This is a genomic window from Brevundimonas sp. MEB006b (assembly GCF_030209705.1).
Classification (GTDB): Bacteria; Pseudomonadota; Alphaproteobacteria; order Caulobacterales; family Caulobacteraceae; genus Brevundimonas.
This window is the reverse complement of the sequence record NZ_JARVRL010000002.1, coordinates 309,481-332,582: the sequence shown is the minus strand read 5'-3', so window position 1 is coordinate 332,582 and position 23,102 is coordinate 309,481. Positions and strand designations below refer to the sequence as shown.

Here is a 23,102-nt window from a genome sequence, read left to right as displayed (position 1 = left end):
ATGCGCAGCCTGGTCAAGAGCCAGATGATGAAGGGTCAGATGATCAGGGGTCAGATGATGAAGGGTCTGGCGGTCGCGGCCCTGGTCGCGCCGTTGCTGTCGGCCTGCGTCATCTATGACAGCGACGCGGGCGAGAGTGTCTCGGTGAACCTGCGCCGCGACGACGCCCCGCCGGCCGAGGCCATCCGCGAAGCCCGGTTCGCCGACGGCGCCCTGGTCGCGCGCGTCGATTCCAACGGCTGCACCCAGGCGTCGGATTTCGAAGTGTCGGTGTCGGACGGCTCGCCGGCCGAGATCACGCTTCGCCGCACCAAACAGGACCTGTGCAAGGCCCTGGTCCCGGACGGCGTCGAGCTGCGCTGGACCTATGCCGACCTGGGCTTGGAGCCCGGCACGCCGGCACGCATCCTCAATGCGCTGAAGTAGGCGTCTCGAACACGACCAGCATGTCTGGCGGAATACGCTGCGGTCTCAGGGTCGCAGCGTCCACCAGCACCCATTCGGTGACGCCCTGGGCGCAGACGCGGCCCTGGGCGTCCTCGATCCGGACATAGCGGGTGAAGCGCGGTCCCTGCGGATCGCCGACCCAGGTGCGGGCGACCACGCCTTCGGCGCCCGGCTCGATGCCGCGCAGATAGTCGATCTCATGCCGGGTCGCGACCCACGACCATTTCGCCCGCGTCGCCTTGTCGAAGCGCGCGTTCCAATGGGCCGTGCCCGCATCCTGCAGCCAGCCGACATAGACGACGTTGTTGACGTGGCCGTTGGCGTCGATGTGCTCGGGCCGCACGTCCAGCGGCACGACGAAGACCTCGCGGTCTTCGCGCGGCGTGAGGGTCTTCCTGGCCATCAGGCCTCGCCGAGCGGCACGCCCTTCTCGACCATAAGGGCCTGAAGTTCGCCGGCCTGGAACATCTCGCGGATAATGTCCGATCCGCCCACGAACTCGCCCTTCACATAAAGCTGCGGAATGGTGGGCCAGTCGGTGAAGCTCTTGATGCCTTCGCGCAGGGCTTCGTCCTGCAGCACGTCCACGCCCACGAAGCCGGCGCCGACATGGTCCAGGATCTGCACCGCGAGGGACGAGAAGCCGCAGCGCGGCTGGTCCGGCGTGCCCTTCATGAACAGAACCACGTCGTTCTGGGCGACGGTTTCGCCGATGAAGGCGTGGACGGGATCGGCGGCTTGGGCGGTGTCGGTCACGGATAAGGGCCTTTCGTGAAGCCCGTCAGCTAGGGAGCCGAACGGGCGCGGTCAAGGCGTCCGCGACGTTCTGCACAGTCGCTGAGGCCGGTCAGGCCGCCTGATTGGCTACGACGCGCGCCATCTCGATCTGCGCGGCCAGGCCCGGCGGCATGTCCCGCTCGGGCGCGGCGGCCAATGTCGCCAGCCGATCGGTGTCGGTCGGATTGACGATGACGCTGGAGACCGACGGGTCGGTCAGCACGTAGGACAGGCAGATCGCCTCGGCCGTCCAGTTATGGGTGCGGTACAGGAAGCCGAAGGCGTCCTTCTTGGGCGTATCGACGGGACGTTTGTCCTTGCCGAAGCCGAACAGACCCTTTTTGAAGATCGGCGCATCGGGCGCCCGCGCGCGCCGGTCGGCGTAGAAGTCATAGGCGAAGACCGCCATGTCCTGCTCGCGCGCCGAGCGGATGCGGTTTCGGATCTTCCAGTCGGCGTTGATGTCGAACGGCGTCAGCAGGGCGTCGAATGCCCCTGTCGACACATAGGCGTCCATCACGTCGCCGCCGCCGGCGATGCCCAAAAGCTTGATCCGTCCGGTGGCGCGCATCGCCTTCAGCGCGCTGAGAGACGACTGCGCCAGTTCGGTCTCGCCCGGCTCGTGCAGCACCGCCACGTCGATCCATCCCAGGCCCGAGAAGTGCAGCACCCGGTCGATGGCCGCCGTCATCCCCTGGGCCGAAAAGTCGCGCTGCTGGTCGCGACCGTCGCCGGCGCCAAGCGTCAGGCTGACATAGACCAGCTTGCGATCCACATGCGACAGGGCCTCGCCCAGCACCTCGGCCGCCACCGGATCGGCGTTCTCGAGCCGATAACTGTTCACCCCGGCTTCCAGCGCCGAATACAGCAGGTCCAGCCCGGCCTCGCGCCCGCGCTTCAGCACGTCGGCGCCGAAACTCAGCGTCAGGTTGGAAATGGCGGAGCCGGAGACGCCGAAGGGGCGATAGCGCATGGCCGTCAGCCCTCCTTGGCCGGCGCGGAGGTCTCCAGCGCCAGGGCGTGCAGTTCGCCGCCCATCTGACCCTTCAGCGCGGCATAGACCATCTGGTGCTGACGCACGCGCGGCAGGCCGGTGAAGGCGCTCGACACGATCCGCGCGCGATAGTGGTCGCCGTCGCCCGCCAGATCCTCGATCTCGATCTCGGCGTCGGCGAAGGCTTCGACCAGATGCTGGCGCAGCGTTTCCACGGACATGGGCATGACGGGCACTCACACTTCGTTGGACGCCAGTTTGCCCGATAATCCTTAATGCCGACCTACGGCGCGCGGCGGGGGCGTTCGAACAACTGCACCGCATGATCCTTGTAGATCGCGCGCGCATAGGGACGATAACCTACCCGCGCCGCCAGCTTCAGCGAGGCCAGGTTCTCGGGCGAGATCATGCAGACGGTTCGCTCCTCCAGCCTCCGGTCGGTCCAGGCCAGGGCCGCCGTCAGGGCCTCGGCCGCATAGCCCCGCCCCTGAAACCTCGGCGCCACGCCCCAGCCCAGCTCCGGCGCATCGAACGTCGGCTCCAGCTCGCGGCGATAGTCGAACACCCCGACGCTGCCCAGATAGGCGCCGCCGTCCCGCAGCCGGATCGTCCAGTTGCCATGGCCCATCGCCGCCCAATGGCCGAGATCGCGCAGCAGCCGGAACCAGACCTCCTCGCGCCCCAGCGCCCGGCCCATGATGTGGCGCGTGAAATCCTCATCGGACCAAAGGGTCAGCAGGTCGTCGAAATCGTCGGTCGAGACGGGGCTCATCACCAGTCGCTCGGTCGTCAGAATTCTGTCGGTCACATCAGGCCCAGTTGCTTGAAGCTGGCCACCCCGTCGCGGCCGACGACTAGATGGTCGTGAACCTCGACGTTAAGGGCGCGGCCGGCCTGCACAACCTGTTTCGTGATCTCGATGTCGGCGCGGCTGGGGGTGGGATCGCCCGACGGATGATTGTGCACCAGGATCAGGGCGCTGGCCGACAGCTCCAGCGCGCGCCGCACGACCTCGCGCGGATAGACCGGCGCATGATCGACCGTGCCGCGGTTCTGCACCTCGTCCAGGATCAGCTGGTTCTTCTTGTCCAGATACAGAACCCGGAACTGCTCGCGCGGCTCGTGCTGCAAGGCAACGCGGACATAGGCCAGGAGCGCCGTCCACGACGAGATCACCGGCCGCTTGGCCGTCGGCTCCTTCGCGATCCGCCGCGTCACGTCGAAGATCAGCTGAAGGTCGAGCGCCACCGCCCGCGTCGCCTTGCCGACGGCGTATCCCATCGACCGCGCCACCTGATTCTCGATCGCCTCATGGCTGGCCGCCCCGATCCCCTCCAGCCCGCCGAACCGCGCCAGCAGATCCTTGGCCAGCGGCTTGGTGTCCTTGTACGGCACGCTGCGAAACAGCAGCAGTTCCAGCAACTCATAGTCGGGCAGGGCGCCCAGGCCCCCTTTCGCCGCCCGCTCACGCAGCCGGTCGCGATGGCCGCTGTGGCGGGGTTTGGGTTTGGTGAGACTCTCGTCGGTCATACGCCGTCAGGCTCGCAGATGCGCAACCTTCACAGGATCGGTCGATCCGAGGACGTGTGCAAGCTCGACGTGTGCACGTACACCGTCTTTCGTCATTCTCCGGCAAGCCGCTTGCGGCGCAGACCGGGGGACCCAGCGGCGCCGAAGGCGATCCGTCAGCGCGCGAAATTTCGAAAGACCGAAACCGCAGCAGGTTCGCGCTCGCGCGCGCCGCTGGGTCCCCCGGTCTCGCTTCGCTCGCCGGAGGATGACGAAAACGAAATCAGTTCGGTCGGAACAACCCCGCCGGCGACGCCGTAAAGATTTCCAGCCCGTCTTCCGTCACCCCGATGGTGTGCTCGCACTGGGCGGACAGGGACTTGTCGCGCGTCACGGCGGTCCAGCCGTCGGACAGCACCTTCACGTGCGGCTTGCCCAGGTTGACCATCGGCTCGACGGTGAAGAACATGCCGGGCTTCAGCACCGCGCCCTCGCCGCGACGGCCGTAGTGCAGGACATTGGGGCTGTCGTGGAAGACCCGGCCGATGCCGTGGCCGCAGAAGTCGCGCACCACGCTCATGCGCTGGGCCTCGACGAACTTCTGGATCGCATAGCCGATGTCGCCGAACGTATTGCCCGGCTTGACCTGTTCCAGGCCCAGATCCAGCGACTGATAGGTCACGTCGATCAGCTTTTTGGCGCGCGCATTAATCTCGCCCACCGCATACATGCGGCTGGAGTCGCCATGCCAGCCATCGACGATGACGGTGTGGTCGATGTTGACGATGTCGCCGTCCTTCAGCACCCGGTCGCCGGGAATGCCGTGGCAGACGACGTGGTTGATCGAGGTGCAGACGGTCTTCTCATAGCCCTTGTAGCCCAGGCAGGCGGGCAGGCCGCCATTGTCCAGGGTGAACTCGCGCACCAGATCGTCGATCGTGCTGGTCAGGACGCCCGGCTTCACATGGGCGGCGATCATGTCCAGCGCCTCGGCGACCAGACGGCCGGCCTTGCGCATGCCCTCGAAGTCTTCCGCCTCATGGATGCGGATGGCGCTGGAGCGGACCAGGACGTCGGTTTCGAGTTCGGGCGTTTCGTACATGGGGCGATCGGTCTGCAAAAGGCGGGATACGGCGCAATCCGTTCGCCGCAGATGGGCGTTATAGCATGAAACCTCAAGCCTGCCCCCGGATTCCCGCATGACCGACGCCGCCTCAATCGCCTCTGCGCCAACCGCCGCCGTCCTGGTCATCGGCGACGAAATCCTGTCGGGCCGGACCCAGGATACGAACACCAACACCATCGCCCGGTTTCTGGCGGCGTTGGGGATCGACCTGATGGAGGCGCGGGTCGTCAGCGACGATCACGGCCGGATCGTCGAGGCGTTGGACGCCCTCCGCTCACGCTGGGACTATGTCTTCACCACCGGCGGCATCGGTCCGACCCATGACGACATCACCGCCGACGCCGTGTCGGCCGCCTTCGGCGTGGCCCTGCCTGAACATCCCGACGCGCTGGCGATCCTGTCGCGCCGCTATGGCGACGAGTTCAACGCCGCGCGCCGTCGCATGGCGCGCATCCCCGAAGGCGGCGTTCTAATCGCCAATCCGGTCACCGATGCGCCCGGCTTCCAGGTCGGCAATGTCTTCGTCATGGCCGGCGTGCCCAAGATCATGCAGGCCATGCTGGAGGATGTGGCTCCGCGCCTGCGCACCGGCGCCATCGTTCATGCCCAGACCTTGAAGGTCAGCGGGGTGGGCGAGGGGGCGGTGGCCGATGTGCTGCGGGCGGCGGCCAACCAGCGTCGCGACCTGTCCTTCGGCAGCTATCCGTTCGGCCATGGCAGCGTCGGCGAGATCGGAATCTATCTGGTTATTCGTGGCCGCAACGCCGATCAGGTCGATGCGGCGGCGCATGATTTGATCGCAGAACTGCGTAATCTAGGCATCGATGTTGCCGCTGCGTAACCTCGCAAAGCCGTGATCGTGTGCGGCTCAGGCGCCACGGTTTCGCCTGTTTCCGGTCCGATGGGGGCCTTGCCCGCAACGCTTTCGCGCCGCGAACGCTGAGAGGGCTCCTCCCCTGATCGACCGCGCGTAATGCGGCCGGCGCTTACTTAGGTGTATGAAATGACCTCCAGGAACTTCGCCCGCGTGGGCGGGATCGCCCTGACGACCGCCCTGCTGGCCGGCGTCGCCGCCCCGGCCATGGCCGGCTCCTTCTATGTCCAGGAACAATCGACCCGCGGCCAGGGTCGCGCCAACGCCGGCGTCGGCGCCGACAAGGGCGTCCAGTCGCTGTCGTGGAACCCCGCCGCCATCGCCGGAACCCAGCGCGAAGTCTACCTCGGCGCCCACGGCCTGATCCTGGACTCCGACGTCGACAATCGCGGCTCGACCCTGACCTACAACGTCCCCGTCGCCGGCGTGGGCGTGGTCAGCCGTACCTATCCGGTCAACGGCGACCCGCACGTCCATGACGTGGTCGAAAGCGGCATCGTGCCGAACTTCGCCGTCTCCATGCCGATCGGCGACCGCTTCAACGTCGGCCTGGCCGTCCAGGCGCCCTACAACTTCACCACCAAATATGAGCCGACCGACTTCGCGCGTTACGACGCTCTGACGTCGGAACTGCGCTCGGCCAACGTCAGCCTGGTCGCCGCCATGACGGTCACCGACTGGCTGGACATCGGCGCCGGTTTCGACGCCCAATACGCCAAGGCGACCCTTTCGTCGGCCCTGCCGAACGCGCCGATCCCGGCCGTCCTGTCGCCCGCCTATGTCGTCTCGCCGTCGACCGATGGCCGCAACCAACTGGAAGGCGACGGCTGGGATTACGGATGGAACGCCGGCGCCCAGATGCACTTCGGCAAGCTGGACCTGGGTCTGTCTTACCGCTCCAAGATCGAACACGAGCTGGAAGGCTCGGTGAACATCTCGGGCCTGACCGGCGTCCTGGCCGGCGCCAACGTCTCGACCGATGGCGGCGCCTCCTTCACCACGCCTTGGTACGCCACCGTCTCGGCCCGCTACGCCGTCAACGATCGCCTGACCCTGAACGCCCAGGTCAACCAGATCGGATGGAGCGAGTTCGACGCCATCCGCGTCGCCTACACCGGCGGCGGCTCGACCATCGTTCAGGACTATGACGACGTCACCACCGGCGCGATCGGCTTCGACTACAAGATCGATCCGTCGATGACCTTCCGCGCCGGCCTGGGCTACGACCCGACCCCGACGCCGGACGATCACCGCACCGCCCGTATTCCGGACGGCGACCGCTGGCTCTACGCCGCCGGTCTGTCCAAGACGATCGGTTCGATGACCTTCGACGGCGCCGTGACCTACATCGACATCGACACCGCGACGATCAACGACACCCGCGACGTCTATGGCAACGGCCTGGTCGTCTCGAACCTGCGCGGCGAAGCGCAAGGCTCGGGCGTCGGCTTCTCGCTGGGCGCGACCTGGAACTTCTGAGTTCCGCTCAGCCCCGGCTGACATGAGAACGGCGGCTCCTTCGCAGGAGCCGCCGTTTTTTTATCGCCTCAACATGAAGGCGGCGGGGAGCAAACGCTCCCCGACCCGCAGGCTCAGCCCTTGGCGGCGCCGCCGTAGCCCTTGCCGCCGTTCGACGGGCGGCGACGGGGGCGGCGCTTCATTTCGCCCTCGGCCGGTTTGACGTTGTCGTTGATCGAGGGGACGCGCTCGCCGGCCAGGGGGTTGTAGGCGCGCTCGGGACGGGGGGCCGCCGGGGTTTCGCCCGGACGGTTGCGACGCTGGCGGTGCGGCTGGCCGCCGCCTTCCGGACGCACGCCCTCGCGGTGCGGCGCGCGACGGCCGCGGCCGCCTCGTCCCTGGCCGCCCTCGTTACGCTCGCCGCCCTCGCGTTCAGGCATCGTCGCCTTCTTGCCGACGCCGGTGGCCATGATGGTGGCGTCCAACTGGCCCAGGGCCTTATCGTTACGACGGTCGATGGCGGGGATCTTCTGGCGCGTGACCTTTTCGATGTCCCGCAGCAGCTTCATCTCGTCGCCGGCGACGAAGCTGACCGCGGTGCCGTCCTTGCCCGCCCGCGCGGTGCGGCCGATGCGGTGGACGTAACTCTCCGGCACGTGCGGCAGTTCGAAGTTCACGACGTGCGAGACGCCGTCCACGTCGATGCCGCGCGCGGCGATGTCGGTGGCGACCAGGACGCGCAGCTTGCCCTTCTTGAAGGCTTCCAGGGTGCGTTCACGCTGGGGCTGGCTCTTGTTGCCGTGGATGGCCCCGGCCTCGACGCCGCCGGCTTCGAGATAGGCCGCGACCTTGTCGGCGCCGTGCTTGGTCTTGGTGAAGACCAGGCAGCGCGTGTATTCGGGATCGCTGAACATCTCGGTCAGCAGGGCGCGTTTGCGGCCTTGTTCGATATAGACGACCGACTGGCTGATACGCTGCACCGTTGTCGACTGCGGCGTGACCTGGACCTTGACCGGGTCCTTCAGCAGTTCGCCCGCCAGCTTGCCGATCTCCGACGGCATGGTCGCCGAGAAGAACAGGTTCTGGCGCTTGGCCGGGATCTTGGAGACGATCTGGCGGATCGGCTTGATGAAGCCCAGGTCCAGCATCTGGTCGGCCTCGTCCAGGACGAAGATCTCGGTCGAGGACAGGTCCAGGTTCTTCTGCTGGATGTGGTCCAGCAGGCGGCCGGGGGCGGCGACCAGGATGTCCAGACCCTGTTGCAGGGCCCGCTCCTGCCCGCCGTATTTCACGCCGCCGAAGATCACCGCGACCCGGAAGCCCAGGTGCGCGCCATAGGCCTTGAAGCTGTCGCCGATCTGGGTCGCCAATTCACGCGTGGGGCTCAGGACCAGCACGCGCGTCGTGCGCGGCCGGGGCGGAATGCGGTTTTCGGCCAGGCGATGCAGGATCGGCAGGGCGAAGGCGGCGGTCTTGCCGGTGCCGGTCTGGGCGATGCCCAGCAGGTCCTTGCCGGCCATGACGTCGGGGATGGCCTTTTCCTGGATCGGGGTCGGCTTGGTGTAGCCGGTCGAGGCCAGGGCCTGCAGCAGGGCCTTGTTCAGGCCCATGGATTCGAATGTGGTGCTCACAGCAATGTCTTTCGCGTAGCGGCAGGGCGCGATCAGCCATGGCATGACGCCGTCGGGCCGCGCACCGCCAGTCCCGACGGAGCCTGCGACAGCGGGCCTGCGGGGTGGATCGGGCGCCGCCCCGCGTGTCCGGGCAGCGAATGGATATGAGGGGCCGGCGGCTTCTACAGACAGGTCCGAGGGGGACCCACACGCGCTGGAGACGCCGGAGATCGCGAGTGTGCGACGCCGCGCAAATGGGCGCTTATCGCCGATAAGTCAACTGCGGCGCCCATCAGGGCGCGTATCGCGTCGCCGCCTCGGGCAGGCCGTCGGGCAGGCCGATGGCCGCGCGCCAGTCCTCGGGATGCAGCCGCGCCATCTCCAGATCCAGCCACGCCAGCGGCTTCAGCGCCCCGTCCTCGTCCCAGAACCGCTCGGCCCACGACTGGCCCGTCTCGATCGCCCGCGCCCGGTCGCGCGCCGTCGCCTCGGGCCCCAGATGCGTCGCGCGCCAGTGATACAGCCACGGAATATGCCAGTGCGGCGCCCGGCTCAGCCGCTCGTCCGTCATCGCCGCCGCCAGACATTCCGCCAGCGCCCGCGCGTCCTCCAGCTGGGCGGTAAAGGCGTCGCGCCGCGCCTGGATATGCCGGTCCCAGCCCTCGGCCGGCTCGATCGGCGCCAGCGTCGGCTCGGGCCGTTTCCAGCCCTCCGCCTCGCGCCGCTTCCACAGGGCGTGCACCCCGACGTCATAGCGTGCGGCGACCGACCGCGCGGTCTCGCCGTCCTCCCACGCCTTCCTGACCTCGGCCCAGACGGCGTCCGGCCGGATCTTGCGATGTATGCCCTGGCTCATGGGTCAGGGGTGTCGCACGCCCCTGCGTCATCATCGGTCGCACCCGCGCCCTATGCACAGCTGGCGCGTGACCCCTGACATGTCGCGATGTGGAAAATCAAATCTCTAGCCTCGAAAATCGGCCTTCTTCCGGCCTGGGGTAGAGACCGCCCCATAATGCCCGCATGGAAAAACGCCGCTACAAGATCAAACCGCCCGAGGTCTGGACCCAGGTCCGAAAGGACTATCTGTCCGGCCTCGACGCCAGGACCGTCGCCGCCCGCCACGACGTGACCGAGGCCTCAATCCGCGCCCGCGCGACGAAGGAGGGCTGGTCCCGCCATCCGCGCAGCGAGGCCGCGCCCCCCGCGCCCCAGCCCCTGTCGCCTCAGGCCGCCGCCGACCTGTCGCCCGACGACCCCAACGACCCCGCCGCCCTGGCGCGCGCCGCCGCCCAGGCTTCGGGCCGCGCCCTGCACGCCCAGGACTTCGCCCAGGCCCGCGCCCTGGCGGCGTTAGCCGAGACCTATCGCAAACTGGCCGACCGCGACGGCCCCGGCCGCGCCGCCCGCCTGACGGTGAAGACCGCGCCCCTGCAACTGGTCTTCGACATCCTGACCAATGAGGCCGAGGCCGAAAACCGCTTCGCCATGAACACCAACGACAAGAGCGACTGGGAGCTACGCGGCCAATACTGGCAGGCGAAGCAGAAGCTGGAGCGCGCCAACACCGAATGGGGCCACGCCCAACTGGCCCGCCGCGTCCAGCTGGACCGCCGCATCGCCGCGCTCGAGGACCAGCTCCGCGCCGCCGGCCTCGACCCCGTCATCGAACGCGAACAGGACCGCCGCATCTCCAAGGGCCTCGACCTTTACGTTGGCGAGCCGCGCGGGACCATCACGATGGAGGAGTGGGAGAAGACGCTGGATGAGTTGTGAGAAATAGCTGCGACAACTTTTGTGGGTGGCCTTTAGCTGGCTAGTCACCAAGCGTGACTCAACTCACCGCCTCGAGTGCGGGGATCAGCGTTGCTTCGTAGTGCTGACGCACGTCCCAACCCTCGTCCCTCAATCTATAGGCAAAGAAATGGAGACAAAGCCCTGCGAAGCTGTCTTCTGACATTTGGCCGCTGTGCCCTCGCGACACCATCAGATTGCGAGCTATGCGATAGTTTGCCCACCAACATAAGTGGCCCAAAATCCGTCGCCAGAAAGCGTGATCGGCGGGAGGAGGGGAAGAAACTGCGCGCGATTGCGATATTCCTGTTCTCTGCGCCGCAAGCCGTGCACGAGCGCGTGGGCGAGACAGTTTAGGGATGTCACTGGCTCCTCGTGCATCATATATTGAACGAAACTTCCCAGTCTTTCGATCAAAGAGCGATGAAAAGTGAAATGAAAGTATTTGGTCGGCGATAACGCACCAGTGCGATTCTTTCGCGAATCTATCACGCCTCTTTCTTATTTCATCTCGAATCTCGATAATCGATACATTTCCCGGAAGAGATGCATCTACGGCCGAGGCGAGTATATTAACGTCACATAAGTCGTTCTCAAAAGCGTATCCGTAAGTGTAAACAACACATGGTAACAAGCTTTTGTCCTTATGAAGATCGTCAAAATCTAAATCAACCAAACATAACGATCTGTGGCCGGTGGATTTGCCGAGCCCATCTGCGACCTTTAGGACGCCACTTTTGCTTCCTTGGGGTTTGAATATGTACGATATATCTGGAAAAAATTCGCGTAAAACCTTGCTCCAGTATCCTACATCCCACGACATTCCTTCAGGGCAATCAGGGTGTGACTCGCAATAAACTATGTATTGAGCGGAGTGAAACCGGTGCGCGTTCCGAAGGCCTGCCGGTGTTCTAACAAAGGCTTCAGCCATTTATAGAACCTCAACATCGATTGCATTATCTCCATAAGGGCCAAGAATGTCAGGAGAGTGAGTGGCAAATATAACTTGGCACTTAGGGTTTAGCTTGAATATATTTTCAACCAAAAATTGTTGCCACTCTACATGGAGAGAAAGCTCTGGTTCGTCAGCTAGGTAAACGGCTTGCTTTTCTTCCTGAACTAGAGCCTCAGAGAGTATAATATATACCTGTTTCTCGCCAGAAGACAGATCTGTTAGGGAGAGCTTTCGATTTCCCGGTATATTAAACACGGGTTGGTTTCGCTCAGAGAACTCTAAAGTTTTGTTTATAAACAGTTCATTTATAATCTGAATAAATATAGTTCGTGGTGAAAAAATCTCGGCCCTATCCTTTTCAAAGGAGGACCATTTTTCATTTAGTTCGTGTATACGAATTGTGTCCGCAATAGTGAGGGCGTCCTGAACCGTATAGCCAACGCCTGCTTTTTCGGCCACCTGTCTCGCGTTTTCAAAATGTGACGACAGTTTGAATTTGAAATCTAGAGGGCCAAGCTTAAGGTGATTCAGAATACGGCCTAGTGTTTCTTCCTCTTTGTCCAAGTTTAGGACATTGAACTGCGAGGCTGCTTTTCCCCAGGCGTCGAAGCCTTTGTAATCAATTAGTGAAAGAAAATAATCTTTCTGAAATCTGGCGCTTCTATCGGACGCTCTGCTCTCCAGAGCGGATAGATAACGTGTTGTGCGAAGGTTGAGCTCCTCAAGTTTCCGGTCTATGGGGCTTCGCATTTGAGCTTCTGGTGAAGCTGCGCGCAATGCGTCAGCCCGCAGAATGCTAAGCCAAGTGATATTCGGGCGAACTTTATTGAGTCTATTAAACGTAAAATCGATCGACGACTCAAAGTCGTCGTACGCAGGCCGCGCCCTGTTGTTTCGGTAGCTGTACCGCTCATGATCGTAGAAGTATTGTTCGTAGAGTTCTCCACCTCGTGGGCCTAGAATAGAGAACTTAATGCTGGGAACGGGCACGTCTTCTCGTCCAACTTTCTCATAACAAAGAGAGTAGCGAGAATTCTTTTGGCCGAATGTCATCTGAAGTGTTAGCGACTGAAACCGAGACCTAAACAACACTGAGAGATCACCGGACAAGCCCGAATTGATCAGATTGATCAGCGTTGTCTTGCCGCAACCATTTTTCCCGATAAGAAAATTCGCGTTCTGAGAAAAATTGATCCCGAATTTTCGGTTGCCTTGAAATCCGCTGATTTCAAGTCTTTCCAGCCACGGAGACTCTATCGGTGCGCCGTCGCCCTCTTGCAGGTCTGTGGTAGATTGCATTTTGTCCTCCCCAAGACACTTCCTCGTAGGCCTTCTTGCAAGCCAAAGGTGATATTTGTCAAAGGGTCGGCCGGCTGCATTTAGGCGTGAGCAGAAGCCAAATGCGGGACAACTGCCGTCGTTGAATGGTCGCAGCCCGTCTTTTGCCTGCACTCAAAGGGGTTTTCCTTTCTTGCGAAGGCACCGCGAGGCTACCGCCCCTTCCTGAACCGCTCCTGCGCTTCCGCCGCCGCTTCCGCCCGCCACCGTTTGGGCGCGGACTTGTCGACGGCTTCGCCGGCGCCGGTCAGGGCTTCGTTGGCGAACTCCAGGTCCATCAGCTTCATGCGCTTGATCTCGTCGCGCAGGCGGCCGGCTTCCTCGAACTCCAGGTTGGAGGCGGCCTCGCGCATGCGGCCTTCCAGGTCGCGCAGGGCGGCCTGGAAGTTGGAGCCGACGAAGGGTTTGGAGGCTTCGGCCACGCCCGGTTTGGTCAGGCGATCCATCTCGCGCGACTCATAGGGGCTGTCCATGATCTCCTTGATGTCGCGCTTGACCGTTTCGGGCGTGATGCCGTGTTCGGTGTTGTAGGCGACCTGGCGTTCGCGGCGGCGGTCGGTCTCGGCGATGGCGCGCTCCATGCTTCCGGTCATGCGGTCGGCGTACAGGATGACGCGGCCGTCCACATTGCGCGCGGCGCGGCCGATGGTCTGGATCAATGAGGTCTCCGAGCGCAGGAAGCCCTCCTTGTCCGCATCCAGGATGGCGACCAGGCCGCACTCGGGGATGTCCAGACCCTCGCGCAGCAGGTTGATGCCGATCAGACAGTCGAACGTCCCCAGCCGCAGGTCGCGCAGGATCTCGATCCGCTCCAGCGTGTCGACGTCGGAGTGCATGTAGCGGACGCGGATGCCCTGCTCATGCATATATTCCGTCAGGTCCTCGGCCATCTTCTTGGTCAGGGTGGTGACCAGGCTGCGATAGCCCTTGGCCGTCGTCGCCTTGACCTCGTCGATGACGTCGTCGATCTGGTTGCGGGTCTTGCCCGAGACGGGGCGGATCTCGACCGGCGGGTCGATCAGGCCGGTGGGGCGGATCACCTGTTCGACGAAGACGCCGCCCGCCTGTTCCATCTCCCACGGGCCGGGGGTGGCGCTGACGTGGACCGTCTGGGGGCGCATGGCCTCCCATTCCTCGAACTTCAGCGGGCGGTTGTCGATGCAGGAGGGCAGGCGGAAGCCGTATTCCGCCAGCGTCGACTTGCGGCGGTAGTCGCCCCGGAACATGCCGTTGATCTGGCCGATGGTGACGTGGCTCTCGTCCACGAACAGCAGGGCGTTGTCGGGGATGTATTCGAAGAAGGTCGGCGGCGGCTCGCCCGGCGCGCGGCCGGTAAGCCAGCGGCTGTAGTTCTCGATGCCGGCGCAGCTGCCGGTGGCCTCCATCATCTCCAGGTCGAACCGGGTGCGTTGCTCCAGCCGCTGGGCCTCCAGCAGCTTGCCGTTCTCGACCATCCAGTCCAGCGTCTCCTTCAGCTCCGCCTTGATGCCGGCGGCGGCCTGGTTCAGCGTCGGGCGCGGGGTCACATAGTGGCTGGCCGCATAGACGGTGATCTCGTTCAGATCGGCCGTCTTCTTGCCCGTCAGCGGATCGAACTCCTGGATCGCCTCCAGCTCGTCCCCGAACAGGCTGATGCGCCACGCCCGGTCTTCCAGGTGGACCGGGAAGATTTCGATCACGTCGCCCCGCTTCCGGAACATGCCCCGGTCGAAGTTCAGATCGTTGCGCTTGTACTGCAACGCGATCAGATCCGCCCGCAGCTTCGCCTCGTCGATCTGATCCCCCACCTGCAGCGTGAACGTCATCGCCGTATAGGTCTCAACCGACCCGATGCCGTAGATGCAGGACACCGACGCCACAACAATGACGTCTTCGCGTTCTAGTATAGCCCGCGTCGCAGAGTGCCGCATGCGGTCGATTTGTTCATTGATGCTTGAGTCCTTTTCAATGTACGTGTCCGTACGTGGGACATAAGCCTCTGGCTGATAGTAGTCGTAGTAGCTGACGAAGTATTCTACCGCGTTATCGGGGAAAAACGACTTGAACTCGGAATAGAGCTGGGCCGCCAGCGTCTTGTTCGGCGCCAGGATCAGGGCCGGGCGCTGGGTTTCCTCGATCACCTTGGCCATGGTGAAGGTCTTTCCCGAGCCGGTGACGCCCAGCAGGACCTGGTCGCGGTCCCCGGCCTGGGCCTGGGCTACCAATTCGGCGATGGCGGCGGGCTGGTCGCCCGCGGGCGTGTATTTGGTCTCCAGTCGGAAGCGGCCGCCCTTCTTCTTGCCCTCGTGCGAGGGGCGGTGCGGCACCCAGTCGGCGGGCGCGGCGACCGGCTCTTCCGGCGTCAGGCGCGGCCCGGCGACCGGGGCGAACATCGGCATCTTGCCCGTGTCGCGGATGAAGGCGGCCGAGGCCTCCTGCACCCCCGGATTTGGGACGTGAACGGGCTTGGCCGGCTTGGCGGCGGCGGGCTTCGGCGTCGAAGAACGGTTCATGAACAGAACTTAGTGCGTGAGGGCGTGTCTCGCCATAGCGCGCTGAGTTGCGCTGGGTTGCGGTCGGTTCAGCTTGACTCCCTCGCACAGTATGTCCCATACACTGTGTGTCAAACACTATGTGGCGTACGGAGGTGGTGGGTGAGCGAGAACGACGAGGCGCTGCTGTTCGAGAGCCTGCGGCTGGAGCTGCGGCGGGGGTCATTGATCCTCGCCGTGTTGGCCAGTCTCAGGCGCGAGCAATACGGCTATTCGCTGCGGGTCGCCCTGGGCGAGGTCGGGGTCGAGATGGAGGAGAGCACCCTCTATCCGCTTCTGCGCCGGCTGGAGAGCCAGGGGCTGCTGGACAGCGAATGGCGCGAGGAGGAGCGGCGCAAGAAGCGGTTCTACCGCCTGTCGTCGCGCGGGGAGGCGATGCTGGAACGGCTCGCCGTGGAATGGCGCGGCCTGTCGGCCTCGCTGGAGAAGATGCTGTGAAGATCGGGAAAGAGGGAGAGACCGGCATGGACCTGGTCGAACGTTATCTGAAGGCCGTGGCGGCCCAGCTGCCGAAGGACAACCGTGACGACATCGTCGCCGAGCTGCGCGACGAGATCATGGGGCGTCTGGAGGCGCTGGAGGCGCATCTGGGCCGGGCGCCCACCGACGACGAGGTCGAGGGCCTGCTGCGCGAAGTCGGTCACCCGCTTAGCGTAGCGGCGCGCTATCGCGCAGGACCGCAGGCGCTGATCGGGCCTGAGCTTTATCCGTGGTGGATGTTCGGGCTGAAGGTCGGGCTGACGGTGATGGCGGCCGTCACCCTGATCGGTCTGGCGGTGCGGGTTCTGGTCGGCGACGTCTATGTGGGCCAGGCGATCGGGCAGGGGATCTCCAGCCTGATCAGCGGCGCGATCACGGTCGTTGGTTTGCTCACCGCCGTCGGCTTCGTGCTGGAGCGTCAGTCTAAGAAGCCTGACTTCATCGCCAAATGGCGCGTCAAGGATCTGGGCCTGTTCGAGCTGGGTGGCGATTTCGACGCCGAACAGTGGGGACAGAAGCTGGCGAACGGCGACTGGTCGGGACGGAACATGGGTCAGGCCAAGTCAGGCCGCGCCGTGCGCAAGAGCGCCGAGATGTCGCCCGTAGCGCGTGCGGTGGCCAGCGCCATCGGCTGGACCGTGGTGCTGCTGTGGTGGACGGGCCTGTTGCAGGTCGCGCCGATCCGGCCGGAGGAACTGGCCGGAGTCGTCGACGGCGTCGATTACGGGCGCATTCTGGCCGACATGGTGCGGGTCGCCTATTGGCCGGTCGCCCTGTTCGCCGCCTGCCGTATCGGCTTCGATCTGATGCGAGCGGCGTCGGGTGGCAATGTGCGGGTCACGGCGCTGGGCGACCTGGCTTTCGGGATCGCCGCCGCCTGGGGCCTGCTGTGGGTCTGGTTCTGGTCGGCGCTGTCGCCGCTGATCTGGGTCGGCAGCGTCACCGATTTCGTGGATCGGATTCGGGTTCTCATCGGCCGCTCCGGCGACGATGTCGGCGGGGTGGCGACGATCCTGATGGTCGTGGTCGTCTGGGCCTTCGCCGCAGAGGTGGTGCGGGTCATCCGGGCGGCGGCGCGACTGGTCGTCGGTCGATAAGGCGACATCTCCTCTTGACGGCGTGTAACCTATAGGTGATATGTCACCTCAAGGTTACTTCAGGAGGAAGTCGTGAACAAGGACGAAAACGCCGCGGTTCTGCGGGTGCAGTCGAGCCGGCGTCGATACTGGTGGGGCGGCGTCGCCATGCTCGTCATCGGCGCCGCCGCCTTGGCCGGCGGCGCCGGTTTCGCGCTCATGCATGGAACGGAGGGCGATCAGGCGACGACCGCGGGCGTGGCGGCCGGCTTCGGGTTCGGGCTGTTGATCATCGGGGCCATGATGGCCTGGTGTGGCCGCCCCGGACAGCCGATCGATGTGGCGGAAAGCCGTGACGGCGCCCGCCGCGAAAAGCTGCAGCGGGGGCGCACGCAACAGCTGGTCCTCTATCCGTTGGTGCTGCTGCTGTTCATGGCTCAGGCGCATCTGGCCATGCAGCGGGTCTTGGGCGGCGACCACAACCTCGGCGCCTATGTGCAGATCCTGCTGCCGGTTCTGTACGGCTGGCTGATTCCCGTGCTCGTCATGGGCTGGGATTGGAATGCGCAGAAAAATCGCCGCTTGATGGAAGACGAGCTGACGCAGGTGCTGCGGGCGCGATCGATGATCCTGGCCTTTGTCGTGCTGATGGGCGGGGTGACCGTAGCGCTGGGTCTGGGTCTGTGGCGCGCGGACTATGGCGTGCTGGCTCTGCCCTATGTCCTGGCGCTGGGCGGGGCGTCAGCGGGTCTGCGATTCGCCTGGCTGGATCGCGAGGCCGGTCGCGATGGGTGATCCCAGGCTCGGCTCGCGGCTGAAGGAGGCGCGCACCGCCGCAGGCCTGACGCAGCAAGGGCTGGCCGACAAGGCCAGCGTCTCGCGCAAGACCATCAACACGGTCGAGAACGGCGTCTTCGTGCCCTCGACCGTGCTGGCCCTGGAACTGGCGCGGGCCCTGGACACGACGGTGGAGGCCTTGTTCTTCCTGAGAGACTGATCCGATCCATGTCCGAAAACCGCGAGACATCGTCGGGCCGGCGGCGCATCCTGCGGGCATGGATCAGCTGTTGGATCAGAAGGCCTGCTGGCGCGCCGTCGTGGCGCGGGACGCCCGTTTCGACGGGCGCTTCTTCACCGGCGTGACCTCGACGGGCATCTACTGTCGGCCCGTCTGCCCGGCGCGGACGCCGAAGCGCGAGAATGTGGCCTTTCACCCCAGCGCCGCAGCGGCCGAGGCGGCGGGCTTGCGGGCCTGTCTGCGGTGCAGGCCCGAGACGGCGCCGGAAATGGGCGCCTGGCGCGGCACGTCCAACACTGTCAGCCGGGCCCTGGCCCTGATCGAGGCGGGGGCATTGGATGTCGGCGACACGGACGCACTGGCGACACGGCTGGGCATGGGCGAGCGGCAGCTGCGCCGCCTGTTCCGCCAGCATCTGGGCGCGGCCCCGGTCAGCGTGGCCCAGACGCGGCGCGTGCTGTTGGCCAAACAGTTGATCCACGAGAGCGCCCTGTCGATGGCCGAGGTGGCGATGGCGTCGGGTTTCGGCAGCGTGCGACGATTCAATGAGACGTTTCAGGCCCTCTACGGCCGCGCGCCGTCCGACCTGCGGCGTCGCAAGGTCGAGGCCGAAGCGGGCGGGGTGATCAAGATCGGTCTGTCCTATCGCCCGCCTTACGACTGGGACGCCATGATGACGACCTTGGCGACGCGCGGCTTCGCGGGCGAGACGGTTGTCGATGGCGCATGGACCCGGCGGCTGCGCCCCGACGTGGACGGCACGGAGGGTGCGGTGACGGTGCGCCCCGCCCAACCGGGCAAGGCGGCGATCGAGGCGCGGATCGACAATCTGAAAGCATTGTCGGGCGTGCTGGCGCGGGTCCGACGGATGTTCGACCTCGCCGCCGATCCCGAGGCGATCACGCGCGACCTGTCGGCCGATCCCGTTCTGCATGCCGCAATGAGGGCCAGGCCGGGGTTGAGACTTGCGGGCGACTGGATCGACGCCGGCGCGGATGCGCCCAGCGACCGGCTGACGACGACGGACGCCGCGCTGCTGGCGCGCGCCGAGCGGTGGCGGCCGTGGCGGGCCTATGGCGCGCTCTACTGGACCCTGAGCGAAGAGCGGCGAGATGACCAAGCAGCCTGACATGCATCTGACCCTGGATCGCATCCCGTCCCCTGTAGGCGAGATGCTGGTCGTCACCGACGCCGACGGCGCGGTGCGGGCATTGGACTTCCACGACTACGAAGCCCGTCTGCGCCTGCTGCTGCGCCGACACTACGGTGAGGTCGTGCTGACCGAAGGCCGCGCGCCGGAGCCGGTGCGCCGGGCGGTCGAGGCCTGGTTCGGCGGCGACCTGACCGCCTTCGACGCCATCACGGTCTGCACCGGCGGCACGGATTTCCAACGCGCGGTGTGGAAGGCCTTGCGCGACATCCCGACCGGCGAGACCCGCACCTATGGTCAACTCGCTGCGGCGATCGGCGCGCCAAAGGCCGTCCGGGCCGTGGGCCTGGCCAACGGCGCCAATCCGGTCGGCGTCATCGTGCCCTGCCACCGCGTGATCGGAGCGAATGGAACGTTGACCGGCTATGCGGGCGGGCTCGAGCGCAAACGTTGGCTGCTGGCGCATGAGGCGGGCGGCCGGCTGCTTTAGCCCCGCGTGAACCGTTCAAGCGGCAGGGCGGCGTGGGTGAAGCGGGCCTGACGCACCGCGCCCTTGAAGTAGTTCAAGCGGTTGATGCGGCAACCGACCGAGGCGCGGCCTGGCCCTTGCGGCTTGAACGGCACCGGGTGTTCGCCCTGCAGGACACCGTCGATATAGGCCCGGTACAGGACGCCGTCGAAGGTTTGCGCGACGTGGAACCACTGTCCGCATGGATGGAGCCGCTCGGGAAAGATCAGGGTGTGGTTGTAGCCGGGGCCGCGCGTGAAGGCGTCCAGGTACCAGCGGTCCTGAACCACGCGGATCTCGAACAGGAAGCGCGTCTGCGACGGCGGCTGACCGGCCGGCGCCTCTTCGGCCAAATGAAACCAACGTTGCTCGAAGGCGCCGCCGTCGGGTCGGAACAGGGCCTCGAAAGTGAAGGTTTCGGCCCCGGCCAGTGGATGCTGATCGATGAACAGGGCGTCGTCCACGCCGTCGAACTGAACCGCTCGGCCAAACGGACTGTCGATCAGGCTCGGCGCGCCCTCGACGCGGGTTTCGATCCCCCCGATGTCGGTCAGGCGATCGAAGGTCCATACCGACTGGCGTGGCGATGCAGCCGTCATGGTCGCGCACCCCGGCAGGATCGTAGCCGCGGCGCCCGATGCGCCCAAGGCCATCAGGCGGCGGCGGTCCAGCGGCAGGACGTCAGGCATGGTTCATCTCTCGGCGGTTTTGTCGCGCGACACTATGGGATCGGCGGCGTGAGGCAACGGCCTGCGTCCCGGTTCGTTGTCTCGATCCCTACAGACTGGAGTATCGATGATGAAACTTTCCAATGGCGCGCTGGTGGCGGTGGTCGATGGCGAGAAGCTGGCCCTGTTCAAGAATACGAACGCTTCGGACATCAAGCTGACGCCGCTGGAAACCCCGGCCATCGCGGATCGGGTTTCGGGTTCGGCCGGCCGCCGATCCAATGAAGCCAACCCCGACAATGACACCCAGGCCGAGGACGGTTTCGCCATGGGCGTCGCCGAGGTGCTGAACAAATGGTCGGTCACCAACAAAATCGACGAACTGCTCGTGATCGCAGCGCCCAAGACGCTCGGCGAACTGCGCAAGCATTGGCACAAGGACCTTCAAGCCAAGCTGGTCGGCGAGATCGCCAAGGATCTGACCGGCCATTCCAGCGATCAGATCGCCGCCGCCATCGACAAGGCGTGAAGATTGTCAGACGGGCTCTAATGTGGCGCCCGTCGCTTGATCAGGCGGCGCGTCTCGACTGCGCCGCCTGACCCAGGTCGAAGCGGCTGATCAGACCCTCCAGTTCGCCGGCCTCGTTCGTCAGGGCGTGGCTGGCGGCTGTGGATTCCTCGACCATGGCGGCGTTCTGCTGCGTGAACTGATCCATCTGATTGATCGCCACATTGATCTCGCCGATTCCGACGGACTGTTCGCGCGTCGCGGCGGCGATGGTGCGAACCAGGGCGTTGGCCTCTGCCACCTGGACAGCGATGGCGCTGAGGCTATCGCGCGTCAGCGACACTTGATCTGATCCGCGCTGCACATTGCTTTGCGACAGGGCGATCAGCGCCTTGATCTCCTTGGCGGCGCTGGCTGACCGTTCGGCCAGGCCCCGCACCTCGGATGCGACGACGGCGAAACCGCGTCCGGCTTCCCCGGCCCGGGCGGCCTCGACGCCGGCGTTCAGGGCCAGCAGGCTGGTCTGGAAGGCGATCTCGTCGATGACGCCGACGATCTGGTTGATTTGGGTCGAGGACTGCTCGATCTCTGACATGGCGCCGATTGCGTCTTGCACGACGGCCTCGCCCTTGTCCGCCGCCGCCTGAGCGGCCTGAGTGATGTCTCGGGCGCGCTCGGCGTTTTCGGCGCTGCTGCGCACCGTCTGCGTCAGCTCATCCAGCGCGGCGGCGGTCTGCTCCAGACCGGCGGCCTGCTGTTCGGTCCGGCGCGACAGGCTGTCGGCGGCGGCGGCGATGTCCTGGCATCCGCCGCGCATCGACTGAGCCGTGGTCCAGATGCCGGTCATCGTCGTGTGCAACTGATGCAGGGCGGCGTTGTAATCCTCCGGGATGCGACGCGTGTCGGCGGTGAAGCCCGCCTCTGGCATCCGCCAGGCCAGTTCGCCGGCGGCGAGACGCGACAGGCCTTCGCCCAAAGTCTCGACGGCGCGGGTTTGCGAGGCGGCGAAAAGCTCGGTCTCCTCGGCGTGCCGGCGACGATCGGTTTCTGCGGCCGCACGCTCGCGTTGCTGCTGATCGCGCCGCGCCAGACCGTCGGCAAGCTCGAGCCGGAACCCTTCGAGCGCCCGCGCAATCTGGCCCAGTTCGTCGGCCTCGTCCGCACCGGCGACGGGAATGTCATAACGTCCTTCGCTCATCGTCCGCACATCGGCGGTCAGACGCGCCAGTGGGCGTCGGATCAGACGGTCGCTGGTGATCAAAAGGGCGACGATGATGGCGGCGATGATCAGAACGCCGCCGACCAGAAGCATCAAAGCCAACTGCCGCGCCGGGCCCTCGATCGTCTTGACGGGGATGTCCAGCACGACGGCCCAGGTCGCCTTTTGGCCGGGCAGGATCACGGGCTGAATCAGACGTCGAACCGGCTCGCCGTTCACGCTGACGCCCTCGACCGCCTGGGCCTGTCGTTTGGCGATGACGTTGCGCACGATGTCCGCGCCGGCGTCGGCATAGGCCTGGCCTCGCACGGCGGCGTCGGGATGCGCGACCCAGACGCCCTTGTTCGACACCAGAGTGACGCGACCGGTGCCCAGCGGCTTCATCGCCGCCAAGCGCTGCGACAGGTTGGCCAGGGTGATGTCCAGTCCCGCGACCCCCATGATGCGGCCGTTGGCGCGCACCGGATAGGCGACAGAGGTCATCGCGACCTTGCCGCCTGCGATGCTTTCTTCATAAGGCTCGACCACGACCGGCGCGCCGCTGGCCATCGGCTCGGTGTAATAGGCTTGTTCGAAGTCCGATCCGTCAGCTTCGGGCTCCAGAGAAATCTGACCGTCGCGGCGCACCCAATAGACTGAAAGTCGTCCGTTGACGTTCGAACTGCTCGCCGCATCACCGATGTGGGCGGCGTCGGCGCCGACGGCGTCAGGGGCGGCCATGAACCAGGCGCCCATGACCTGATCGGTAACTTCGGCGTTCGGCTTGACCAGGGCCATATAGGCGGCGCGGTCGGTCAGGCCCGTCTGTCGTGCGGCGCCCAGGGTTGCGGCCAGGGTCTTGGCACCCGTGCCCGCCGAGACGATCTCGTTGCGGATTTCTTGCGAGGCCTCTTGCGCAGCGCTTTCGGCGTATCGGCCCGCCATGTCGCGGACGATCGCACCGGAATAGGCCGTCACGCCGACGGCGGCGACAATCATCAAGGCGCCGATGGCGAGTCCCGCCACAACGGCGAGCTTCAGGGCGATGGACAGGCGATTGAACGAGAACATGACGGGCTCCGT

Annotated in this window: 25 protein-coding genes; 11 read left to right on the top strand and 14 right to left on the bottom strand. The window is 65.2% G+C overall.

The genetic code is table 11. The features are described from left to right. Window positions 1-426: a hypothetical protein gene (locus QRN13_RS03270; RefSeq protein WP_284876837.1), complete on the top strand. Its 426-nt coding sequence runs from the start codon at window positions 1-3 to the stop codon at window positions 424-426. On the opposite strand, the gene QRN13_RS03265 is transcribed toward QRN13_RS03270, so the two are convergent. The 7 genes from QRN13_RS03265 to map all read right to left on the bottom strand — a co-directional run bounded on the left by QRN13_RS03265 (window position 410) and on the right by map (window position 4,829). Continuing rightward, on the bottom strand, window positions 410-850 hold the full coding sequence (locus tag QRN13_RS03265; protein ID WP_284876836.1) for an acyl-CoA thioesterase: 441 nt from the start codon (window positions 848-850) through the stop codon (window positions 410-412). The two genes, QRN13_RS03270 and QRN13_RS03265, sit on opposite strands and share 17 nt — an antisense overlap. Then, the gene (grxD, locus tag QRN13_RS03260; protein ID WP_017504696.1) at window positions 850-1,203 is read right to left on the bottom strand and encodes a Grx4 family monothiol glutaredoxin; all 354 of its coding nucleotides are present in this window, start codon (window positions 1,201-1,203) and stop codon (window positions 850-852) included. The genes QRN13_RS03265 and grxD overlap by 1 nt, the downstream gene beginning before the upstream one ends. A 91-nt stretch (window positions 1,204-1,294) precedes the next feature. Next, a complete protein-coding gene (locus tag QRN13_RS03255; protein WP_284876835.1) occupies window positions 1,295-2,197 on the bottom strand; it encodes an aldo-keto reductase family protein in 903 nt (300 codons plus the stop codon). A 5-nt stretch (window positions 2,198-2,202) separates the two neighbouring features. Then, on the bottom strand, window positions 2,203-2,445 hold the full coding sequence (locus QRN13_RS03250) for a BolA/IbaG family iron-sulfur metabolism protein (protein ID WP_199060416.1): 243 nt from the start codon (window positions 2,443-2,445) through the stop codon (window positions 2,203-2,205). A gap of 56 nt (window positions 2,446-2,501) precedes the next feature. Next, window positions 2,502-3,026, bottom strand: a complete 525-nt coding sequence (locus QRN13_RS03245; protein ID WP_284876834.1) for a GNAT family N-acetyltransferase — start codon at window positions 3,024-3,026, stop codon at window positions 2,502-2,504. Further along, the gene (gene radC, locus QRN13_RS03240; RefSeq protein ID WP_284876833.1) at window positions 3,023-3,748 is read right to left on the bottom strand and encodes a RadC family protein; all 726 of its coding nucleotides are present in this window, start codon (window positions 3,746-3,748) and stop codon (window positions 3,023-3,025) included. Before radC ends, QRN13_RS03245 begins: the two co-directional genes overlap by 4 nt. 262 nt (window positions 3,749-4,010) lie before the next feature. Continuing rightward, the gene (map, locus tag QRN13_RS03235) at window positions 4,011-4,829 is read right to left on the bottom strand and encodes a type I methionyl aminopeptidase (RefSeq protein ID WP_017504701.1); all 819 of its coding nucleotides are present in this window, start codon (window positions 4,827-4,829) and stop codon (window positions 4,011-4,013) included. Window positions 4,830-4,926: 97 nt separating this feature from the next. Between map and QRN13_RS03230 the strand changes: the two genes are divergently transcribed. Next, window positions 4,927-5,694 carry a competence/damage-inducible protein A gene (locus QRN13_RS03230; protein ID WP_284876832.1) on the top strand — a complete coding sequence of 256 codons (768 nt, stop codon included), beginning with the start codon at window positions 4,927-4,929 and terminating at the stop codon, window positions 5,692-5,694. Window positions 5,695-5,856: 162 nt separating this feature from the next. Beyond that, on the top strand, window positions 5,857-7,206 hold the full coding sequence (locus QRN13_RS03225) for an OmpP1/FadL family transporter (protein ID WP_284876831.1): 1,350 nt from the start codon (window positions 5,857-5,859) through the stop codon (window positions 7,204-7,206). 113 nt (window positions 7,207-7,319) lie between these two features. Here QRN13_RS03225 and QRN13_RS03220 read toward each other — a convergent pair whose 3' ends face one another. Beyond that, complete coding sequence (locus tag QRN13_RS03220; protein WP_502868571.1) at window positions 7,320-8,816, bottom strand: DEAD/DEAH box helicase; 1,497 nt, start codon at window positions 8,814-8,816, stop codon at window positions 7,320-7,322. Window positions 8,817-9,090: 274 nt separating this feature from the next. Next, window positions 9,091-9,654 carry a hypothetical protein gene (locus QRN13_RS03215; RefSeq protein ID WP_284876830.1) on the bottom strand — a complete coding sequence of 188 codons (564 nt, stop codon included), beginning with the start codon at window positions 9,652-9,654 and terminating at the stop codon, window positions 9,091-9,093. 164 nt (window positions 9,655-9,818) lie between these two features. Here QRN13_RS03215 and QRN13_RS03210 point away from each other — a divergent pair, with 164 nt between their 5' ends. After that, window positions 9,819-10,571: a hypothetical protein gene (locus QRN13_RS03210; protein WP_284876829.1), complete on the top strand. Its 753-nt coding sequence runs from the start codon at window positions 9,819-9,821 to the stop codon at window positions 10,569-10,571. A 58-nt stretch (window positions 10,572-10,629) separates the two neighbouring features. On the opposite strand, the gene QRN13_RS14660 is transcribed toward QRN13_RS03210, so the two are convergent. The 3 genes from QRN13_RS14660 to uvrB all read right to left on the bottom strand — a co-directional run bounded on the left by QRN13_RS14660 (window position 10,630) and on the right by uvrB (window position 15,260). Continuing rightward, window positions 10,630-11,412, bottom strand: a complete 783-nt coding sequence (locus QRN13_RS14660) for a DUF4435 domain-containing protein (RefSeq protein ID WP_350224836.1) — start codon at window positions 11,410-11,412, stop codon at window positions 10,630-10,632. A gap of 108 nt (window positions 11,413-11,520) precedes the next feature. Next, a complete protein-coding gene (locus QRN13_RS03205; RefSeq protein WP_284876828.1) occupies window positions 11,521-12,843 on the bottom strand; it encodes an AAA family ATPase in 1,323 nt (440 codons plus the stop codon). Window positions 12,844-13,034: 191 nt separating this feature from the next. Then, window positions 13,035-15,260 (bottom strand): excinuclease ABC subunit UvrB, encoded by a 2,226-nt coding sequence (gene uvrB / locus QRN13_RS03200; protein ID WP_284877035.1) that lies wholly within the window; start codon window positions 15,258-15,260, stop codon window positions 13,035-13,037. 255 nt (window positions 15,261-15,515) lie between these two features. Here uvrB and QRN13_RS03195 point away from each other — a divergent pair, with 255 nt between their 5' ends. From QRN13_RS03195 to QRN13_RS03170, 6 genes are all read left to right on the top strand, one after another. Continuing rightward, window positions 15,516-15,851, top strand: coding sequence for a PadR family transcriptional regulator (locus QRN13_RS03195; RefSeq protein ID WP_161638426.1), 336 nt, complete (start codon window positions 15,516-15,518; stop codon window positions 15,849-15,851). Between the two features lie 26 nt (window positions 15,852-15,877). Further along, window positions 15,878-16,990: an HAAS signaling domain-containing protein gene (locus QRN13_RS03190; RefSeq protein ID WP_284876827.1), complete on the top strand. Its 1,113-nt coding sequence runs from the start codon at window positions 15,878-15,880 to the stop codon at window positions 16,988-16,990. A 72-nt stretch (window positions 16,991-17,062) separates the two neighbouring features. Then, window positions 17,063-17,764, top strand: a complete 702-nt coding sequence (locus tag QRN13_RS03185; protein WP_091749641.1) for a hypothetical protein — start codon at window positions 17,063-17,065, stop codon at window positions 17,762-17,764. Then, window positions 17,757-17,966: a helix-turn-helix transcriptional regulator gene (locus QRN13_RS03180; protein WP_017504712.1), complete on the top strand. Its 210-nt coding sequence runs from the start codon at window positions 17,757-17,759 to the stop codon at window positions 17,964-17,966. Before QRN13_RS03185 ends, QRN13_RS03180 begins: the two co-directional genes overlap by 8 nt. Before the next feature lie 58 nt (window positions 17,967-18,024). After that, on the top strand, window positions 18,025-19,116 hold the full coding sequence (locus QRN13_RS03175) for a bifunctional transcriptional activator/DNA repair enzyme AdaA (protein WP_284876826.1): 1,092 nt from the start codon (window positions 18,025-18,027) through the stop codon (window positions 19,114-19,116). Further along, on the top strand, window positions 19,100-19,627 hold the full coding sequence (locus QRN13_RS03170; protein WP_284876825.1) for a methylated-DNA--[protein]-cysteine S-methyltransferase: 528 nt from the start codon (window positions 19,100-19,102) through the stop codon (window positions 19,625-19,627). The genes QRN13_RS03175 and QRN13_RS03170 overlap by 17 nt, the downstream gene beginning before the upstream one ends. On the opposite strand, the gene QRN13_RS03165 is transcribed toward QRN13_RS03170, so the two are convergent. After that, a complete protein-coding gene (locus QRN13_RS03165) occupies window positions 19,624-20,334 on the bottom strand; it encodes a LamG-like jellyroll fold domain-containing protein (protein WP_284876824.1) in 711 nt (236 codons plus the stop codon). The two genes, QRN13_RS03170 and QRN13_RS03165, sit on opposite strands and share 4 nt — an antisense overlap. 109 nt (window positions 20,335-20,443) lie before the next feature. Here QRN13_RS03165 and QRN13_RS03160 point away from each other — a divergent pair, with 109 nt between their 5' ends. After that, window positions 20,444-20,842: a host attachment family protein gene (locus QRN13_RS03160; RefSeq protein ID WP_017504716.1), complete on the top strand. Its 399-nt coding sequence runs from the start codon at window positions 20,444-20,446 to the stop codon at window positions 20,840-20,842. 40 nt (window positions 20,843-20,882) lie between these two features. On the opposite strand, the gene QRN13_RS03155 is transcribed toward QRN13_RS03160, so the two are convergent. After that, complete coding sequence (locus QRN13_RS03155) at window positions 20,883-23,090, bottom strand: methyl-accepting chemotaxis protein (RefSeq protein ID WP_284876823.1); 2,208 nt, start codon at window positions 23,088-23,090, stop codon at window positions 20,883-20,885. Between the last annotated feature and the right edge of the window lie 12 nt (window positions 23,091-23,102).

Bases quoted from the DNA above. Each gene is read 5' to 3' on its own strand.
- QRN13_RS03215 (WP_284876830.1), bottom strand. From the start codon at position 9,654: ATGAGCCAGGGCATACATCGCAAGATCCGGCCGGACGCCGTCTGGGCC.
- QRN13_RS03265 (WP_284876836.1), bottom strand. From the start codon at position 850: ATGGCCAGGAAGACCCTCACGCCGCGCGAAGACCGCGAGGTCTTCGTC.
- QRN13_RS03175 (WP_284876826.1), top strand. From the start codon at position 18,025: ATGGATCAGCTGTTGGATCAGAAGGCCTGCTGGCGCGCCGTCGTGGCG.
- QRN13_RS03190 (WP_284876827.1), top strand. From the start codon at position 15,878: ATGGACCTGGTCGAACGTTATCTGAAGGCCGTGGCGGCCCAGCTGCCG.
- QRN13_RS03210 (WP_284876829.1), top strand. From the start codon at position 9,819: ATGGAAAAACGCCGCTACAAGATCAAACCGCCCGAGGTCTGGACCCAG.
- QRN13_RS03255 (WP_284876835.1), bottom strand. From the start codon at position 2,197: ATGCGCTATCGCCCCTTCGGCGTCTCCGGCTCCGCCATTTCCAACCTG.
- QRN13_RS03270 (WP_284876837.1), top strand. From the start codon at position 1: ATGCGCAGCCTGGTCAAGAGCCAGATGATGAAGGGTCAGATGATCAGG.
- radC (WP_284876833.1), bottom strand. From the start codon at position 3,748: ATGACCGACGAGAGTCTCACCAAACCCAAACCCCGCCACAGCGGCCAT.
- QRN13_RS03225 (WP_284876831.1), top strand. From the start codon at position 5,857: ATGACCTCCAGGAACTTCGCCCGCGTGGGCGGGATCGCCCTGACGACC.
- QRN13_RS03155 (WP_284876823.1), bottom strand. From the start codon at position 23,090: ATGTTCTCGTTCAATCGCCTGTCCATCGCCCTGAAGCTCGCCGTTGTG.
- map (WP_017504701.1), bottom strand. From the start codon at position 4,829: ATGTACGAAACGCCCGAACTCGAAACCGACGTCCTGGTCCGCTCCAGC.
- QRN13_RS14660 (WP_350224836.1), bottom strand. From the start codon at position 11,412: ATGTCGTGGGATGTAGGATACTGGAGCAAGGTTTTACGCGAATTTTTT.
- QRN13_RS03205 (WP_284876828.1), bottom strand. From the start codon at position 12,843: ATGCAATCTACCACAGACCTGCAAGAGGGCGACGGCGCACCGATAGAG.
- QRN13_RS03165 (WP_284876824.1), bottom strand. From the start codon at position 20,334: ATGCCTGACGTCCTGCCGCTGGACCGCCGCCGCCTGATGGCCTTGGGC.
- uvrB (WP_284877035.1), bottom strand. From the start codon at position 15,260: ATGCCGATGTTCGCCCCGGTCGCCGGGCCGCGCCTGACGCCGGAAGAG.
- QRN13_RS03230 (WP_284876832.1), top strand. From the start codon at position 4,927: ATGACCGACGCCGCCTCAATCGCCTCTGCGCCAACCGCCGCCGTCCTG.
- QRN13_RS03170 (WP_284876825.1), top strand. From the start codon at position 19,100: ATGACCAAGCAGCCTGACATGCATCTGACCCTGGATCGCATCCCGTCC.
- QRN13_RS03160 (WP_017504716.1), top strand. From the start codon at position 20,444: ATGAAACTTTCCAATGGCGCGCTGGTGGCGGTGGTCGATGGCGAGAAG.
- QRN13_RS03250 (WP_199060416.1), bottom strand. From the start codon at position 2,445: ATGCCCATGTCCGTGGAAACGCTGCGCCAGCATCTGGTCGAAGCCTTC.
- QRN13_RS03180 (WP_017504712.1), top strand. From the start codon at position 17,757: ATGGGTGATCCCAGGCTCGGCTCGCGGCTGAAGGAGGCGCGCACCGCC.